Source organism: Janthinobacterium sp. 61 (assembly GCF_002846335.1).
Lineage (GTDB): Bacteria > Pseudomonadota > Gammaproteobacteria > Burkholderiales > Burkholderiaceae_D > Janthinobacterium.
On sequence record NZ_PJMQ01000001.1, the window covers coordinates 4,225,954 to 4,242,708 of the forward strand.

Consider the following 16,755-nt stretch of genomic DNA (forward strand, 5'->3'; position numbering starts at 1 on the left):
GCGCGCTTATTCCCTGCGCCTGGCTTATTCTTGGAGAAATTATGTTGAACACCCACCGCAGCGCCCTGGCCATCCTGTGCGCCGTCCTTGCCGGCAGCGCCATTGCAGCCGGCCCCACGGGCACGGCCGCCGACTATGGCACCTCGGCCCACCACGGCGCCGCCCAGCGCATCATCGAACTGCAGGCCGATACGCGCCACATCAACGTCACGCGCGGCGAAACCGTCACCATCGTGCGCGCTGGCCAGCGTTTTACCTGGCACGTGCAAACTTTCAGCAACAAAACCATCTTCGCCCTGGCCGAGATCGCGCCAAAGGACATGGCCGTCGATGGTATTGCCGTGTATGTGGCAGCCAATCCGCAGTACGCGGGCAGCTAGTTTTCTGCGCGCATAAAAAAAACCGGAACAGCCTCGCGGCGCTCCGGTTTTTTTTATGCAGCGCAATATTTACGCCGTCAGCGCTTCCTTGGCGGCAGACTCTTCGACCATTTCCTCGTCATCCGAGCGGATCAGGTGGTCAAAGGCGGACAGGGCTGCCTTGGCGCCTTCACCGGTGGCGATGATGATCTGCTTGTACGGCACCGTGGTGACGTCGCCGGCCGCAAACACGCCGGGGATCGAGGTCTGGCCGCGGGCGTCGACTTCGATTTCGCCGTGGCGCGACAACGCTACCGTGCCTTTCAACCATTCCGTGTTCGGCACCAGGCCGATTTGCACGAAGACGCCTTCCAGCTCAACCTTCTTCGACTCGCCGCTGACCCGGTCCGTGTAGCTCAGGCCATTGACGATCTTGCCGTCGCCGTGAATCTCGGTGGTTTGCGCCGACGTGATCACGGTGACATTAGGCAGGCTGTGCAGCTTGCGTTGCAGCACCGCATCGGCACGCAGTTCCGCGCCGAATTCGATCAGAGTCACGTGCTTCACCAGTCCGGCCAGGTCGATCGCCGCTTCCACACCCGAGTTGCCGCCACCGATCACGGCCACGCGCTTGCCCTTGAACAAGGGGCCATCGCAGTGCGGGCAGTAGGCGACACCGTGGTTGCGGTATTCCTTCTCGCCCGGCACGTTGATTTCGCGCCAGCGGGCGCCGGTCGCCAGGATGACGGTCTTGGCTTTCAAGATGGCGCCATTTGCCGTTTCAATCTCGATCAGCTTGCCTGGCGTCAGCTTGCTGGCGCGCTGGGTGTTCATGATGTCGACGTCATAGGTCTTGACGTGCTGTTCCAGCGCCATGGCAAACTTCGGACCATCGGTTTCCTTGACGGAAATAAAATTCTCGATGGCCATGGTGTCGAGGGTCTGGCCGCCGAAACGCTCGGCCAGCACGCCCGTCTTGATGCCTTTACGGGCCGCGTAAATGGCCGCTGCCGCGCCGGCAGGACCGCCGCCGACGATCAGGACATCAAAGACATCTTTTTTCGACAACGCTGCCGCCTGGCGTGCGCCGGCGTTGGTGTCAAGCTTGGCGAGGATTTCCTCGACATTTGTGCGTCCCTGACCGAAATGCTGACCATTCAGGAACATCATCGGCACGGCCATGATCTGGCGTTCTTCCACTTCTTTCGGGAACACGCCGCCATCGATGGTGGTGACCTTGATGCGCGGATTGATCACCGCCATGGCATTCAAGGCCTGCACTACTTCCGGGCAGTTATGGCAGGAGAGCGAAATAAACGTTTCAAACTCGTAATCGCCGTCGAGGTTGCGGATCTGCTCGATCACGGCATCGTCGAACTTGATGGTGTGGCCGCCCACTTGCAGCAGCGCCAGCACCAGGGAAGTGAATTCGTGGCCCATCGGGACACCAGCGAAACGCACGCCGATGTCGGAGCCTGCACGGTTGATACTGAACGACGGGGTCCGTACGCCAGCGTCTATGCGCTCGACCAGCGTGATCTTGTCGCTCAACAGGACTATCTCCTGGAGCAATTCCTTCATCTCGCGGGCTTTTGCGCTGTCATCGAGAGAAGCGACCAACTCAAGCGGATACACTACTTTTTCCAGGTAGGATTTCAGTTGGGTTTTGAGGGTTGCGTCTAACATGATTTTTTTCCTTTTCTACAAATATTTAGGCGAATGCCGGGCCGGACACCCGGTCCGGCATCGCGGTAACTACTTGTTTGCTGCTAGATGTTGCAAGGCTTCAAGACTTAGATCTTGCCAACCAGGTCCAGCGATGGGGTCAGGGTTGCTGCACCTTCCGTCCATTTCGCTGGGCAAACTTCGCCTGGGTGAGCGGCAACGTATTGGGCTGCCTTGACTTTGCGCAACAGTTCCGCTGCGTCACGGCCGATGCCGTTGTCATGCACTTCTAGCACTTTGATGAAGCCGTCCGGGTTGATGACGAAGGTACCGCGCAGTGCCATGCCTTCTTCTTCGATCATGACTTCGAAATTGCGCGACAGGGTACCGGTTGGGTCGCCGATCAGTGCGTATTGCACTTTCTTGATCGCGTCCGAGGTATCGTGCCATGCTTTGTGCGCGAAATGCGAGTCGGTCGAGATGCCGTAGACATCGACGCCCAGCTTCTGGAATTGATCGTGGTGATCGGCCAGGTCTTCCAGTTCGGTTGGGCAAACGAAGGTGAAGTCGGCTGGGTAGAACACGAATACCGACCACTTGCCTTTCAGCGACGCTTCCGTCAGGTCGACGAATTTGCCATTGTGGAATGCGGTTGCCTTGAATGGTTTAACTTGGGTATTGATGAGCGACATAATCATTTCCTCTCGTGTGGTGAATCAGTAAGACTCTAGTGTAAGGGGTTTTAACCCATATGCAAAATTGATTGTCACAATAGTTTCAATTGATTTTAGCTATCATGACACCATGGGAACTCCATGATAGGCAGTTCCCACGGGATTGAACAGCGACAGCAAGGTATTGCCTTGCTGTCGCCGGGTCTTTAATTTTTGAGTTCTTCCGGTACTTTGCCGCCGTTTTCCGCCAGCTTGATCATCACCTGGCGGTGCAGCCAGATATTCATGCTGGCAGAATCATTGGTGTCGCCCGTGAAGTGCAGCTCTTGCGCAAGTTCCTTGCGCGAAGCCAGGCTGCTGTCGAGTTGAAGCAATTTCATCAGGTCGACGATGGACGTGCGCCAATTGAGTGTTTCCGCGTTCTTGCTGGCCAGGTCGACCAACACCACTTCCACGTCCACCACCGGTACGGCAGCCGCTGGTGCGGCTGGAGCTGCCGCCGGTGCCGCCGCCGCTGGCGCGTCGGCACCGGCAGCTGGCGTGGCTGCCGGAGCTGCATCGGACGAATGGTGGAAGATTTTGTTATAGATATTGCTGAAAATGCCCATGAGGTCACCTCGAGTTGAGTGAATGGAAGAAGGTTTGCCTGCGCGCCCGGTTCATGACGCGAACCGGTGACAGCTGGAGCCGGGCGCAGGCGCCAGCCCGTCGAGTATAAGCCCGTTCAGGCCGGGAGCCCTGTCCCGCAGGGCCAGTGGACATCTGGTGACAGGGTACGCCTGTTTCAAGGGTGCAAGGGCCGCCGGGCGTGCAGCAGCGCATCGAACGCTTCGATGGCCAGCGGCGGCGCAAACAGATCCCCTTGCGCAAAATCACAGCCTATGCCCAGCAGCAATACGCGCTGCACTTCGGTCTCCACCCCCTCGGCGATGACCTGCAAGCCCAGCCTGTGGGCCATGGTGACGATGGCTTCGCACAGCACCAGTTCGCTGGCGCCGGGCGCCAGCTTGCGCACCAGCACGCCGTCGAGCTTCAGGTAATCGATGCCGCACTGCTGCAACTGCGTCAGCGAGGCAGGGCCACTGCCGAAGTCATCCAGGGCGATCTGCAAGCCCGCCTCGCGCAAGTGCTGCAGCCGCTGCGCCATGCCGCTGCCGGCGCCGGCGCCGGCGCCCAGCAGCGCATCCTCGCGCATGTCGAGCACGATGGCCGAGGGGGGCACATCGAGCGCCATCAGCTGGCGCAGCCAGGTGCCGGGCGCCTCGGCTTCGCGCTGCAGCTCCAGCGGCGACTGGTTCAGGCACAGTTGCAACCCTGGCAAGCCGATGGCCTGGCCCTGCGCGCGCCAGCGCAGCAGTTGCGCGGCCGCCGTGCGCAGCACCCAGTCGCCGATGTCGACGATCAAGCCGCTGCTCTCGGCCACCGCCAGGAAATCGGGCGGACACACGATGCCCCGCTGCGGATGGTTCCAGCGCAGCAAGGCCTCCGCTTTGACAATATTGCAGCCATGCAGTTCAACGATGGGCTGGTAATGCAGCTGCATCTGCTGTTCGCGCAAGGCCGTGCGCAGGTCCGCCCCCATGCGCATGCGGTTGACGGCCGCCACTTGCATGGCGGGCGTAAAGTAGCTGTAGCGGTTGCGCCCCGCCCCTTTCGACACATACATGGCCTGGTCCGCATGCTTGAGCAAGTCCTCGATATTGCCCGCGTCGTCAGGATACAGGGTGATGCCGATCGACGCCGAGACGAACGCCTGTTCCTGCCCCAGCAAGAACGGCGCCAGCAAGCCGTCGAGTATCTGCCGCGCGATGCGGTCGACTTGCTGCAGATCGTCGAGATCGGACAGGATCACCGTGAATTCATCGCCACCCAGGCGCGCCACCGTATCCGTCTCGCGCACGCCCACGCGGATGCGCCGCGCCGCTTCGATCAGCAAGATATCGCCCTGATGGTGGCCCAGGGTGTCGTTGACTTCCTTGAAATGGTCGAGGTCAATGAACAGGATGGCGACGCGGCTCGTATCGCGCCGGCCCTGGGCCAGCGCCAGGCGCAAGCGCTCGTGGAACATGCGCCGGTTAGGCAATTGCGTCAGGGTATCAAAATTGGCTTGCTGCCAGATCAGCGCTTCCGTTTGCCGCTTGTCCGTCACGTCTTCCAGCATGCACAGGTGGTGCGGCCCGCCATGGCGCGTCATGGCGATGGCCGTCACCGAGGCATCGACCCACACCACGTCGCCATCGGGACGCACGATGCGCTTGGCGTGGCGGAAGCCCGGCATACGCCGCTCCAGCAACTGCGCCACATGCGCCTGCTCGCCCGCCACGTCATCGGGATGGCTGATATCCATCCAGCTCGACCGCTTCATGTGCTCCAGGCTGCGCCCGGCGATGGCCAGATAGCGCGGATTAATATCAAGAAACCGTCCGCTCACGGTATCGATCAGGGCGATACCCATGGGCGCTTCCTCGAACATGGTGCGAAAGCGCAATTCCCCCTGGCGGATGGTTTCTTCCGTACGGCGACGCTCGCGTGCCAAGTTACTGAAATGAAAGGCGGCCGACACGGCCAGCAAGCTACCCGCCACGCCCAGAGACAGGTACAACCAGCCCAGGTCGGCGCCTGGTACGGGACGGTACAGGAAACCCTTGTAGGCGGGGCTGTCCGTGGCGTTGGGCGGCAGCACGCCCATGGCGGCATACGTGTCGGCGATATGCTGCCAGCGCTGGGGATTCATGTAGCCCAGCTCCACCAGCACCGGCTGCAGCAGCAATTCCATCTGCTGCGCCTCGTACAGCAGGTGCGCGCGGTCATGGCGCTGGCTGTATTTAGCATGGATTAACTGCGCCATTTCCTCGCGGTGCGCCATCGCGTATTGCCAGCCGCGCAGGCTGGCAGCGCGGAACGCTTTCACACGCTCGGGATGGCGGCGCAGTTCGTGCTCGCTGGTAAACAGGTTGTCGCCATAGAAATCGATGCCGGCCGTGCGCGGCGTAAACTGGTAGTAGGGAAAGCCCACCCGGTCCAGGTAGTCCGGTTCGTTGGTGGAATACGCGGCGATGGCATCGACCTTGCCATCGATCAAGTCCTCGACCCGGTAGCTGGGTGGCAGGTGCAGCATCTGTTCCGGTGCGACACCCATTTTCTGCAGAAACAGCGACACTTCATCGGACGCGGATGCCACGTCGGTAGGCGTGCCTATCATCACGGAGGCGCCCGCCAGCCGGTGCACGTCGGGCGCGCCGCCATGCTGGCGCATCAGCAGCACGCTGGGCGAATGCTGGAATACCACGGCCAGTACCACCAGGGGCTTGCCAGCCATGCGGCTGAGCAACAAGGTGCTGTTACCGACGCCATATTCGGCCAGGCCCGTCAGCACGGCGGCCTCGGCATGCGGCACGCCGATGCCTTCGCGCAGCGTGACCTCCAGCCCCGCCTCGCGATAATAACCTTGCTCGATGGCCGCGTAATAGCCGGCAAACTGGAACTGATGCGTGAAATTGAGCTGCAGGGAGATGGGTTCCAGCGCCCGGGCGGGCGTTGCCAGGCACAGCAGCAGGAAGCAAAAGCAGCGCCAGCCGTGCGCCAGCCTGCCGATGGGCGGCAAGTAGGAGCGGAAAGCGTCAGATGCTCTCATCGGCATGGCAGGACACCACAGAAACTGCCGAGCTGGCAGGGGTATGACTATTGTAGCCGCCCCTTTTACCGATGGATAATTATTTCACTAAGAACAATAAAGTTGATGTTTTTGGCAAACAATCTGACGATTGTTTGCGCTAGAACACGACGCCGGCCACCAAAATGATGTTGGAATACGGACTGCATTCGCCCGTGCGCACGATGGCGCGCGCGCCCTTGGACAGTTGCTTGAACTCTTCATGCGTCACCTGGCGCGCATCGGGCAAGGCCAGGGCCGCCACCTGCGCCGCCATGGCCGGATTGTGCTGCGGCAACTCACTGGCGAGCAAATGGTATTCCACCTGCATTTCGCTCAGCACGGTATTCACGGTATCGATGAAGCCAGGAATGCCGCGCGTCAGGGCCAGGTCGATCAGGGGTACGCCCGGCTGCGAGGGCAAGCCAGCGTCGCCGATGACGAGCATGTCGCCATGGCCCAGCGACGCGATCATTTGCGACAGCGCAATATTAAGCAGCGGTGATTTTTTCATGGGCGTGGTGGCGTTAGAACAGCTCGTGCAGGTGGGGAATCGAGGTTTGTGCGCCGGGCTTGGTGACGCTCCAGGCGGCCGCGCGCTGGCCTTGCTGAATCGCTTCAGCCTCGTCCATGCCGGACGCCAGGCCCGCCACAAAACCGCCGATGAAGGTGTCGCCGGCCGCCGTCGTGTCGACGGCTTGCACCACGTCGGCCGGGAACGTGTAGTCGCCGCCATACAGGGCCGCGTGTACGCCCTTGGAACCGAGGGTGATGATGACGTTGTCGCTGCCCAGCTTTTGCAGCGCGGCCGCCAGGTCCTTGGCATCCGCGCCTTCCGGGCTGACGCCGGCCAGCATGGCCGCTTCGATTTCATTCGGAATCAGGTAGTCGACCAGTTCCAGCACGCCGTCCGGCAAGCTGGCAGCCGGGGCCGGATTCAGCACCACGGTCTTGCCCATAGAGCGGGCCAGCTTGATGGCGTGCACGACGGTGGCCATCGGCGTTTCCAGCTGCAGCACGACAATATCAGCCTGTTCGATCAAACCTTGCGCAGCGTCAATGTGCGCGGGGCTCAATAAATCGTTGGCGCCGCCGGCGATCACGATGCTGTTCTGGCCATTGTCATCGACGAGGATGGAGGCGATGCCGGACGCCACTCCCGGCAAGGTGGTGATGTGGCTGTCGATGATGCCGTCGCCCACCAGCGCGGCGCGTAGGGTGGCACCAAACGCGTCATCCCCCACGCAGCCGACCATGGCCACTTGCTGGGCTCCCGCCACTTTGCCGCTCAGGCGCGCGCAGGCCACGGCCTGGTTGGCGCCCTTGCCGCCAGGAATGGTGCGAAAAGCGCCGCCCGTCAGGGTTTCGCCGGGGAGGGGCATGCGCGGCACGCGCAAGACCAGGTCCATATTGATGCTGCCGATAACCACGATCATGATGTCATTCCCATCAGTTCAGTTGCAGGTAGAGAAAAAGGTGCCGGCGCGGCGGCCACACTGGAGCCGCGCACGTGCAGTTCGGGGGCGATGCTGCGCTGCTGGCGCGGCAAGGCGGGGTCGGCGATACGGGCCAGCAGGCAGGCTGCCGTGATATGGCCCAGTTCGCGCGTATTTTGCGCCACGCTGCTCAAGGCCGGATGCACGAAGCTGGCCAGGTCGATATCGTCGAAGCCGACGACGGCCAGGTCCACGGGCACGGCGATGCCCCGCTCGGCGGCGGCGCGCAGGGCGCCAAAGGCCATCAAGTCATTGCAGCAGAACAAGGCGTCGGGGCGCTGGCCCTTGGGCAGCGCCAGCAAGTCCAGCGCGGCCGCATAGCCGCCGGCGCTCGTGAAGTCGCTATGGCGGCACAGCGCGTCGGCCAGGACCACGCCCGCGTCCGCCATGGCGCTGCGCACGCCGTCGATGCGTTCGTTGGAAATGCTCACTTCGAGGGGACCAGCGATGCAAGCGAGGCGCCGGCGTCCCAGCCCCAGCAAATGGCGCGCGGCGAGAAAGCCGCCGGCGCGGTTATCGACGGCCACCGCATCGATGGACAGGTCGCTGGGCGCGCGGTCGAGCAGCACGGCCGGCACCTTCATCTTGCGCAGCAGTTCGCCATCGCTGTCGGCCAGCGCGGACAGAATCAGGCCGTCGCAGCGCTTGGTCAGCAACACGTTCAGGTAGTCGCGCTGCTTGACGGGGTCGTCATCGGAATTGCACAAGATCACGCTGTAGCCAGCCGCGTAGCAGCTGTCCTCGATGCCGCGCGCCACTTCCGAGAAATACGGATTCGTATTGTTGGGAATGATGAGGCCGATGGTACCCGTGCTGCGGCTGCGCAGGGAACGCGCCAGCGCGCTGGGCACGTAATGCAATTGCTCCGCCGCCGCCAGCACGGCGCGGCGCGCCTCGTCGCTGACGGGGCGGGTATTGTTGAGGACGTGCGACACGGTGGTAAACGACACCCCCGCCGCCTGCGCCACTTGTTTGATGGTTGCCATGGGCCGCGCTTTCTCCTGCGATTATGCGCGCTCGCCGCGGCGGCGGTAAGTGTCGAGCACCACGGCGGCGACGATCACCAGGCCCGTGACGATGCGTTTCACGGGTTCGGATACGCCCACTTGTGCCAGGCCCGCTTCCAGCACGGAAATGATCAACACGCCGATAAAGGTGCTGATGACGGAACCGCGCCCGCCCATCAGGCTGGTGCCGCCAATCACGACGGCGGCGATCACTTGCAATTCCATGCCCACGCCGCCATTCGGGTCGGCCGCTTCCAGGCGCGAGACCTGGAACAGCGCGCCCACGCCAGCAAGAAAGCCCATCAGGGCAAACACCAGTACTTTCGACGGCTTCGTGTTGATGCCGGACAAACGCACGGCTTCTTCATTCGTGCCAATGCCGATCCAGTGGCGTCCCAGCACCGTGCGCGTGAGCACCAGGTGGCCGATGACGACGATGGCGATGGCGGCGATGAAGGCGGGCGAGAGGCCAAAGGCGATCGGCGAGCTGATGCCGTCAACGGCGCTGCCGATGTATTCCGTGCGCGAGTTCGTTACTTGATAGGCCAGGCCCCGTGCCATTTCCAGCACGCCCAGCGAGACGATGAACGAGGGGATGCGCCAGCCGACGGAAATGAGGCCCGTGGTGGCGCCGCACAGGGCGGCGACGAACATGCCCAGCAGGGCCGCGCTCCACACGGGCCAGCCCCAGTGCACGACGGCCAGGGACAGCACGGAAGCGGCCAGCGCCATCACGGAACCGACGGACAAATCGATGCCGCCAATGATCAGCACGAAGGTCATGCCGACAGCCATCACGACCAGGGTCGGGATATTGTTCGACAGGGTGCTCAAGGTGGCCAGGGTAAAGAAGTTTTCGCTGGCAAACGAGAACAGCACGCACATGGCAAGCAGGGCGCCGATCAGGCCCGCATAATTTTTCAGGTCGGCCAGGCTGCGCTGCAGATACGAAGGAGAGGAATGGATGGTCATGGGAATCTTTCCGGCGGATCAGGCCGCAGCTGGAGTGGAATGAGGGGTCAAATAGCCGGAGAAAGCGGCCGACAGCAGCGCGTCCTGGCTCCAGGCGCCCCGCTCGAAGGTGTCGACAATGCTGCCCGCGCTCATGACGGCGATGCGGTCGCAGATCAGCATCAGTTCGCGCAAGTCGCTCGATACGATGACAAGGCCCTTGCCCTGGCGCGCCTGTTCAGCCAGCACCTGATAAATATCAAACTTGGCGCCGATATCAATGCCGCGCGTGGGCTCGTCGAACAGCATCACGGGGCAGTCGCGGTACAGCCAGCGGGCGATCACCACCTTTTGCTGATTGCCGCCTGACAATTCCGCCACCGTTTGCGCACTGTTGCGCGAGCGGATGCCCAGGCGCTGAATGTAATCGTCGGCCACCGACGCTTCGGCCGCGTCGTTGAGCCAGCCTGCGCCACTGACGGTGTCGAGCGACGCGAGGGTCGTGTTGACGGCGATGGACTGGCGCAGCAACAAGCCTTGTCCCTTGCGGTCTTCCGTGATCATGGCGATGCCCGCCTTGACGGCTGCCTGCGGCGAGTGCAAGGCGGCAGGAGTTTCGCTGTCGCCCAGAAACACCTGGCCAGCGTCGGCGCGGTCGGCGCCGAAAATCAGGCGCAGCAATTCCGTGCGGCCCGAGCCGATCAGGCCGGCGATGCCGAGGATTTCGCCCGCGCGCAAGTCGAACGAGGTCGGGTTGACGACCTTGCCGCGCGCCAGGCCCCGCACGCGCAGCAGCGGCGCGCCTATGGTGCGCCCGCTCAGGTCTACCGCATCGTCGGCCGAGCGGCCCACCATCAGGCTGACCAGGTCGGCGGCCGAATGGCCGGCGATATCGTCATCGCACACCAGTTGCCCATCGCGCAGCACGGCGATGCGGTCGGCCACGCGCTTGAGTTCTTCCAGGCGGTGCGAAATATAGATGATGCACACGCCTTCGGCCTTCAGGCGTTCGATTTGCAGGAACAGCAATTCCACTTCGCGGTGCGTCAGCATGGCCGTCGGCTCGTCCAGCACCAGCAAGCGGCAGGAACCGATCAGATTGCGCGCGATTTCGATCATTTGCTGGTGACCGATGCCCAGCTCGCCCACGAGGGTCCACGGGTCGAGTCCGCCCAGGCCCACTTTCTCCATCTGTTCGCGCGCATCACGCTCGAGGCGCGTACGGTCGATGAAGCCGAAGCGCTGCGGCAAATTCTTGAGGTACAGGTTTTCCGCGATCGACAGCGTGGGAAGCAAATTGAGCTCCTGCATCACCATGCGGATACCCAGCGCCTCGGCGGCGCCGCGCGAGGCAGGCTGGTATGGCTTGCCGTCGAGCAGCATCGTGCCCGTGGTGGCTTGCTCCAGGCCGCAGATGATCTTCGACAGGGTACTCTTGCCCGCGCCGTTCTCGCCCGTCAGCGCCAGCACCTGGCCAGGGGCGAAGCGCAAGCCCACGCCGCCCAGCACGGGGCCGACATAGGACTTGCCGATGTTGTCCAGGGTCAATAGAGGGGTGGCGGCTGATGGCGCCGGGGGGATGTCGGTAGGCATGGTAAAACTCCGCGGTAGGGGCGGCGGGAGCGGCGCCGCCTACTCGCACGAGTACGCGGGCACCGGCCCCGGCGGGATCAAACGATCAGGACTTGGCGCCCTTGGCGACCAGTTCGACCTTGGTTTCGATGACGCCACCCAGATCGGCTTGTTTCTTCTTCTGCGCCAGGGCTTTCAGCACGGTCTCGATGCCGAACACGGCTTGCTGCGAACCGAACTGGTCGGCGGTGGCCAGCACGCGGCCATCGGCCAGCATCGGCTTGATGGCGTTGATGTTGTCATAGCCGACGACGAGGACTTTGCCCGTCTTGCCCGCCGCCTTGATGGCGGAAATGGCGCCGATGGCCATGTTGTCGTTACCGCACAGCAAGGCCTTGATGTTCGGGTTGGCATTCAGCATGGCGGCGGCCACCGTGTTGGCGGGGGCGATTTCCCACTGGCCCGACTGCACGCTGACGACTTTCGCACCGGCCGCGTTCATGGCGTCCTGGAAGCCCAGGGTGCGCTGCTGCGCATTGTAGGTGGTGGAGACGCCTTCGATGATGCCGACGGGATCGCCCTTCTTGATCTGCTTGGCCAGGAAGTCGCCGACGACCTTGGCGCCCTTGCGGTTGTCCGGACCGACGAACGGCACGGTGATGCCCTTCTCTTTCAGGGCGCCTTCGTCGAGCTTGTTGTCGATATTGACGACGATGATGCCCGCGTAGATGGCTTTCTTCAGCACCGGCACCAGCGCCTTCGAGTCGGCTGGGGCGATCACCAGCGCGTTGACGCGCGAGACGATCATCTGCTCGACCAGCTTGATCTGGCTCGACGTATCCGTCTCATCCTTGATGCCGTTCGACAGCAAGTCGTACTTGGCGGCATTCGCCTTCTGATGCGCCTTGGCGCCATTTTCCATGGTCAGGAAAAATTCATTGGCGAGCGACTTCATCACCAGCGCCACCTTTGGTTTGGCTGGTGTCTGCGCCATCGCCGGCACGGCGGGCAAGGCACACACCAGGACAGCGGCGGCAATCATTTTCAGGCGAATACGGGATGTCATGAGCGTCTCCAGAGTTGTTGGTCAAGCACGTGTAAATCATGCTTTTATGGAATTTCATTGCGCGCAAACGTTTGCGCGAAGCGAATAGTGCCTCAATGCCCCATATCAGTGCAAGCAAAACTGTATGTGCGGTGCAGCAAAAAGGGCGCGCCCAGAGGGACAGGAACAGGCTGATGCGATCAGCCTGCCGAGGGGAAATGCGCGTCAGTCAGGATTTTGTTGCGGGGCGGGCACTGGCCCATTGCACGGCCAGCACGCTGGCCAGCACCAGCAGCAAGCCCAGCATCGACCAGCCCGTCATGGCCTGGCCCAGCAAGGCCCAGCCCAGCACGACGGCCATCAGGGGACTAAGCAGTCCCAGCGAGGACACGGCCACGGGCGACAGGCGGGCGATGCCGCGGAACCACAAGGCGTACGCCAGCAGGGCGCCGGCCAGGCACAGGTAGGCGTAGGCCAGCACTTGCTGCAGGGACAGCGGCGGCAAGGGTGCATCGGCCAGCCAGGCGACGGGCGCCAGCATCAGGCCGCCGAGCAGCAATTGCCAGCCCGTCAGCGCCAGCACGGGCAAGTCCGGCTTCCAGCGCCGCGTCAGATAGGTGCCGGCCGCCATGCAGGCCGTGCCGCCCAGCGCGGCGGCGATGCCGATGGGTTCCCACACCGTGCGCGGCGACAATAATAAGACGCCCATGCCGGCCACGCCCAGCACGCTGGCCCCCAGCGCCAGGCGGGCCGGGCGGCGCCCTTCCACGCCCCAGGCCAGGCCCATCACCAGCAGAGGCTGGATGGCGCCCACCACGGCCGCCAGGCCGCCAGGCAAGCGGTAGGCGGCCACGAACAGCAGCGCCTGGAACACGCCGATATTGAGCGCGGAAAGAATCAGCACGCGGCCCCAGTCGCGCCGCGCTGGCAGGCGCCGCATCAGGAGCAGCAACAGCAAGCCGGCCGGCAGCACGCGGATCAGGGCCGCGGTGAAGGGACGATCGGGCGGTAGCAGTTCGGACGTGACGATATACGTGGAACCCCAGATCAGGGGCGCCAGCGCCGTGAGCACGATATCGCCCCAGGCGGGACGGGCAGGAGAGGCGGACATATACTATCTCGACGTTAAGATAAAATCGAGTGTGATCGCAAACTATCTTGATGTCAAGACAAATGCCTCGCTGTGTCGCAGCGCGGTTTCCATGAAAAAAGCCCGGCATGGCCGGGCTTCGCGGACTGCGTCAGGCGGCACGCTGCGCCGCCTGGCCTGATGCTTAATCGCGTACGCGCTGCAGCACCGCGACCGGCATGCCGCCGATGCTGAGCGTAGCCGTGTTGTTGCTATTACTCAGGCTGATTTGCATGGCCATGCCGCCTGCACCTTCCGGCGCGAACGTCACGACATTGCCTTCGGTGGCAAAGGTGCCCTTGCTTACCTTGTCGTTCTCGATGACGCTGTCACGCGTAAATTCCAGCACACCGCCCATTGGTGCCTTCCACTTGCCCTCCAGCGGATGACCGCCAAAACTGAACAGGCCTTTCAGCTTGTCCAGCATGCCCGCTCCTTGCGCGCCGGACGCCTGGCGCATGGCGCCGGCCATGGCCATGGCGGCCTGCTGCAGTTGCGCGCGGTCGGTGACTTGCCATTGCTTGTCGACCAGCGCCAGCGGCAATTCCACTTCCAGGTCGCCGTGCGGCAAGCGTTGCAGGATCAGTGCGCGGTCCGGCGATTGGGCGAGCCACGTCGCCTCATCGGTCAAGGCCAGCTTGGCAGTGGCCATTGCTACCTGCTGACCGCCCATCTCGCGCACCTGCTCGTAGCCGCTGACCTTGGCCACTTTCACCCCCTTGGCCACGCACAGCTTGTCGCCGCGCAAGGCCGCCTTGCCGGGGGCGGCCAGCGCGTAGACAAATTGCGGTTGCGCAAGCCAGCCACCGCTGCTTTGCTCGACGGGAGCGGCGTACAGCCCGCTACGCACAAGGATATCGAGCCATTGCCGAGTGGAACTGTCGTACGAGGCCACGCGGATTTCTTCCTTCTGGTACGGCAAGTTGGTCAAGCAGAGCAACTTGTCGCGCGCCGCCTCGTCGGCCGTCAGGTGGGCATCGACGGCGCGGCTGAAACTGCTGGCCGAGGCCGCTTCGGGCGCCAGCAACCACGCCAGGGCGCCACCGGCCACGATGACTACCGCCAGCACGCCGCCGGCAAGGATGAGGTGGCGCCGTTGCATGCCGGCCCGAACCGGTACGGCAGCCGATGCAGGAGCAGGTGTGGGCGACGACGCGACGTTGACGGCCTTGCCGCATTCATCGCAAAAACGCGCGTCGGGCGTAAGGGCGGTGCCGCACTGTTTACAAAATTGCGCCATGGTCTGCCTTACTTGAGTTTATGCGCGCATTCGCCGCAGAACACGTCATCGGACGCGACCGGTGCCTTGCAGTTCGGGCATTGCAGGCTGTCAGCCGGCGCAGCAGCTGGCGCTGCCGGGGCGGCTTGAGCGGCTGGGGCCGTCGCCTGCTCGGCCAGGGCGCGCGCACGTTCACGCGCTTCCTCGGCCTTTTTCTTGACCACGGCCAGGCCGTCGTTCAGGCTCGCTTCCGAGGCGCTGAAATCGACATTGCGCGTGGCGTTCAGGTAAATGATGCACACGCCCTTGGTGAAGATCAGGCCAGGCACAACGGCTGCAGCCGCCATCAGCAAGCCGCCGCCGAGGCCGGCAGCGATGATATAGCCGGAACCGCTGCCGCCACCCAGGCCCGAGGCCAGCGCGTACATATTCATCTGGCCGCCCAGGCCCAGGATGCCGGCCGACATACCCGTGGTCAGCGATACGCCCGTGCCCAGCACGCCAAAGATCAGCAGCGCGGTAAACGACGTGATCAGGAACAGCAGCACTTCCAGCAGGATCACCGACACCAGCTTGGTGCGCACGATCAGGTTCAGGCGGGCAATGATCTGGAATACGCTGGCGCCCGACCAGGCGGCAGGGCCGGCTAGCGGCAGCATCACGTAGAACAGCGCAAACACCAGCACGCCCAGCACGATGGCCGACAGGGGGAAGACCAGCGCGTACAGCACGGGGCCCAGCACGGGGATTTTGCAGACGAACAAGATGATGGCGATGGCGATCATGGCCGCCAGCACGATCAGGAATTCCAGGAAGACGACTGCGATCAGGCGGTGGCTCGTGTACAGCGAGACGAGCACTGCATCAACCAGGCTCAAGCCGGGCTGGCCCTGCGCATCGCGCATCAGCAGGATGCCTACGGCGTTGGAACCGTAAAACATCACCAGGAAAGCCATCAAGCCGCCCAGGAAGGCCAGCACGACACTGCTCATGCTGCCGGCGAGCATCGTCAGCACGCCACCGACGAGCACGGCGCCGATGAAGGTCAGGGCCAGCAGGGCAATCGCGCGGAAATTCTTGATGGCGTCGGTCGCTTCGATCAGCGATCCCACGGCGGAGGAAAAGGGAAACGGTTTATGTGCTTCTGTGGAAATGGTCATGTCTAGCCTGGAAGGGGGAAATCGGGATGGGACGGCCTGCCTGGCCGCCCCGTGGTATTGCAGTGTTAGTAGGCAAGCGCCAGCTGCAGCTCGCCCGCAGGCGCCTGGCGCTGGACGATCTGCAGTTTGACGTCCTGGCCACCGACACGCTTGCTATTCAGGTACAAGGCGGTACGCACGGGATAAATGCCCTGCGGCACGCCTTCGGGCATGGGAATCGAGAAGCCGCCCTTGTAGGCGCCGCTGCCGTTGTTGCTGCTGACTACTTTGCGCACAGTTTTGATCAGGTCGCCATTTGGCTTGTACAGGCTCAATTCTTCTTCCACCAGCGGGTTCGGATCGCGCGTGCCGGCTGCCACTTCGATATACGAATTGGTCTGCGCCTTCTGGCCCGGACGCACGGAGGACGGCGTAAAGCCCGTCTCATACTTCACCAGCGTCGACTGCTCGGGCAGCTTGCCCTTGTTGGCCACCTTGTAGTCGGCCTGCACTTGCTGCGCCGTCTTGACTTGCTGGCTTTGATAATTCAAGGCCACGCAGGCGAGTGCGCCCAGGCTGGCGCCCAGCGCAGCGCCGCGCACGGTATTGGTGCCACCGCCCAGCAAGCCGCCCACGACGGCGCCGATGCCGGCCAGCATGGCCGTATTGCATTCACCGCTGGCCGCTTCCGTGCCTGCGGTGGTGGTGCCGGTGGCGCCCGGGCCACCCGGCGTGGCGCAACCGGCCAGCATCGAGGATACGACCAGCAGCGCCACCATGGGCTTGGCAATTTGTTTCAAGTTTTTCACGTTATTCTCCGGGAGGAACAAAATAGGGGGAAAGGCAA

Annotated in this window: 15 protein-coding genes; 1 reads left to right on the forward strand and 14 read right to left on the reverse strand. The window is 63.1% G+C overall.

All coding sequences use genetic code 11. The features are described 5' to 3' along the window. The first annotated feature begins 41 nt into the window (after window positions 1-41). Window positions 42-380: a CzcE family metal-binding protein gene (locus tag CLU92_RS19165; RefSeq protein WP_101483191.1), complete on the forward strand. Its 339-nt coding sequence runs from the start codon at window positions 42-44 to the stop codon at window positions 378-380. A gap of 69 nt (window positions 381-449) precedes the next feature. On the opposite strand, the gene ahpF is transcribed toward CLU92_RS19165, so the two are convergent. The 14 genes from ahpF to CLU92_RS19235 all read right to left on the reverse strand — a co-directional run bounded on the left by ahpF (window position 450) and on the right by CLU92_RS19235 (window position 16,717). After that, window positions 450-2,045, reverse strand: a complete 1,596-nt coding sequence (gene ahpF, locus CLU92_RS19170) for an alkyl hydroperoxide reductase subunit F (RefSeq protein ID WP_101483192.1) — start codon at window positions 2,043-2,045, stop codon at window positions 450-452. Between the two features lie 107 nt (window positions 2,046-2,152). Further along, window positions 2,153-2,716 (reverse strand): alkyl hydroperoxide reductase subunit C, encoded by a 564-nt coding sequence (gene ahpC / locus CLU92_RS19175; RefSeq protein ID WP_101483193.1) that lies wholly within the window; start codon window positions 2,714-2,716, stop codon window positions 2,153-2,155. A 188-nt stretch (window positions 2,717-2,904) separates the two neighbouring features. Next, window positions 2,905-3,306, reverse strand: coding sequence for a DUF3597 domain-containing protein (locus CLU92_RS19180; protein WP_101483194.1), 402 nt, complete (start codon window positions 3,304-3,306; stop codon window positions 2,905-2,907). A 176-nt stretch (window positions 3,307-3,482) separates the two neighbouring features. Beyond that, window positions 3,483-6,332 (reverse strand): EAL domain-containing protein, encoded by a 2,850-nt coding sequence (locus CLU92_RS19185; RefSeq protein ID WP_101483195.1) that lies wholly within the window; start codon window positions 6,330-6,332, stop codon window positions 3,483-3,485. Between the two features lie 139 nt (window positions 6,333-6,471). Then, window positions 6,472-6,864 carry a D-ribose pyranase gene (gene rbsD, locus CLU92_RS19190; RefSeq protein WP_101483196.1) on the reverse strand — a complete coding sequence of 131 codons (393 nt, stop codon included), beginning with the start codon at window positions 6,862-6,864 and terminating at the stop codon, window positions 6,472-6,474. A gap of 13 nt (window positions 6,865-6,877) precedes the next feature. Then, on the reverse strand, window positions 6,878-7,786 hold the full coding sequence (gene rbsK / locus CLU92_RS19195) for a ribokinase (RefSeq protein WP_101483197.1): 909 nt from the start codon (window positions 7,784-7,786) through the stop codon (window positions 6,878-6,880). Continuing rightward, entirely contained in the window at window positions 7,783-8,832 is a 1,050-nt protein-coding gene (locus CLU92_RS19200) for a LacI family DNA-binding transcriptional regulator (RefSeq protein ID WP_101483198.1), read from the reverse strand. Before CLU92_RS19200 ends, rbsK begins: the two co-directional genes overlap by 4 nt. A 21-nt stretch (window positions 8,833-8,853) precedes the next feature. Next, complete coding sequence (locus tag CLU92_RS19205) at window positions 8,854-9,825, reverse strand: ABC transporter permease (protein ID WP_101483199.1); 972 nt, start codon at window positions 9,823-9,825, stop codon at window positions 8,854-8,856. 18 nt (window positions 9,826-9,843) lie between these two features. Beyond that, entirely contained in the window at window positions 9,844-11,397 is a 1,554-nt protein-coding gene (locus CLU92_RS19210; protein WP_101483200.1) for a sugar ABC transporter ATP-binding protein, read from the reverse strand. 85 nt (window positions 11,398-11,482) lie between these two features. Beyond that, entirely contained in the window at window positions 11,483-12,442 is a 960-nt protein-coding gene (locus tag CLU92_RS19215) for a sugar ABC transporter substrate-binding protein (protein ID WP_101483201.1), read from the reverse strand. A 208-nt stretch (window positions 12,443-12,650) separates the two neighbouring features. Further along, window positions 12,651-13,532 carry an EamA family transporter gene (locus CLU92_RS19220; RefSeq protein ID WP_101483202.1) on the reverse strand — a complete coding sequence of 294 codons (882 nt, stop codon included), beginning with the start codon at window positions 13,530-13,532 and terminating at the stop codon, window positions 12,651-12,653. A gap of 163 nt (window positions 13,533-13,695) precedes the next feature. Further along, window positions 13,696-14,790 carry a zinc-ribbon domain-containing protein gene (locus tag CLU92_RS19225; protein WP_143452625.1) on the reverse strand — a complete coding sequence of 365 codons (1,095 nt, stop codon included), beginning with the start codon at window positions 14,788-14,790 and terminating at the stop codon, window positions 13,696-13,698. Between the two features lie 8 nt (window positions 14,791-14,798). Beyond that, the gene (locus CLU92_RS19230; protein ID WP_101483204.1) at window positions 14,799-15,929 is read right to left on the reverse strand and encodes a zinc ribbon domain-containing protein; all 1,131 of its coding nucleotides are present in this window, start codon (window positions 15,927-15,929) and stop codon (window positions 14,799-14,801) included. Between the two features lie 65 nt (window positions 15,930-15,994). Further along, window positions 15,995-16,717: a hypothetical protein gene (locus CLU92_RS19235; RefSeq protein WP_101483205.1), complete on the reverse strand. Its 723-nt coding sequence runs from the start codon at window positions 16,715-16,717 to the stop codon at window positions 15,995-15,997. Window positions 16,718-16,755: the final 38 nt, after the last annotated feature.

Coding starts and splice junctions, on each gene's coding strand:
- CLU92_RS19165 (WP_101483191.1), top strand. CDS start 42: ATGTTGAACACCCACCGCAGCGCCCTGGCCATCCTGTGCGCCGTCCTT.
- ahpF (WP_101483192.1), bottom strand. CDS start 2,045: ATGTTAGACGCAACCCTCAAAACCCAACTGAAATCCTACCTGGAAAAA.
- ahpC (WP_101483193.1), bottom strand. CDS start 2,716: ATGTCGCTCATCAATACCCAAGTTAAACCATTCAAGGCAACCGCATTC.
- CLU92_RS19180 (WP_101483194.1), bottom strand. CDS start 3,306: ATGGGCATTTTCAGCAATATCTATAACAAAATCTTCCACCATTCGTCC.
- CLU92_RS19185 (WP_101483195.1), bottom strand. CDS start 6,332: ATGAGAGCATCTGACGCTTTCCGCTCCTACTTGCCGCCCATCGGCAGG.
- rbsD (WP_101483196.1), bottom strand. CDS start 6,864: ATGAAAAAATCACCGCTGCTTAATATTGCGCTGTCGCAAATGATCGCG.
- rbsK (WP_101483197.1), bottom strand. CDS start 7,786: ATGATCGTGGTTATCGGCAGCATCAATATGGACCTGGTCTTGCGCGTG.
- CLU92_RS19200 (WP_101483198.1), bottom strand. CDS start 8,832: ATGGCAACCATCAAACAAGTGGCGCAGGCGGCGGGGGTGTCGTTTACC.
- CLU92_RS19205 (WP_101483199.1), bottom strand. CDS start 9,825: ATGACCATCCATTCCTCTCCTTCGTATCTGCAGCGCAGCCTGGCCGAC.
- CLU92_RS19210 (WP_101483200.1), bottom strand. CDS start 11,397: ATGCCTACCGACATCCCCCCGGCGCCATCAGCCGCCACCCCTCTATTG.
- CLU92_RS19215 (WP_101483201.1), bottom strand. CDS start 12,442: ATGACATCCCGTATTCGCCTGAAAATGATTGCCGCCGCTGTCCTGGTG.
- CLU92_RS19220 (WP_101483202.1), bottom strand. CDS start 13,532: ATGTCCGCCTCTCCTGCCCGTCCCGCCTGGGGCGATATCGTGCTCACG.
- CLU92_RS19225 (WP_143452625.1), bottom strand. CDS start 14,790: ATGGCGCAATTTTGTAAACAGTGCGGCACCGCCCTTACGCCCGACGCG.
- CLU92_RS19230 (WP_101483204.1), bottom strand. CDS start 15,929: ATGACCATTTCCACAGAAGCACATAAACCGTTTCCCTTTTCCTCCGCC.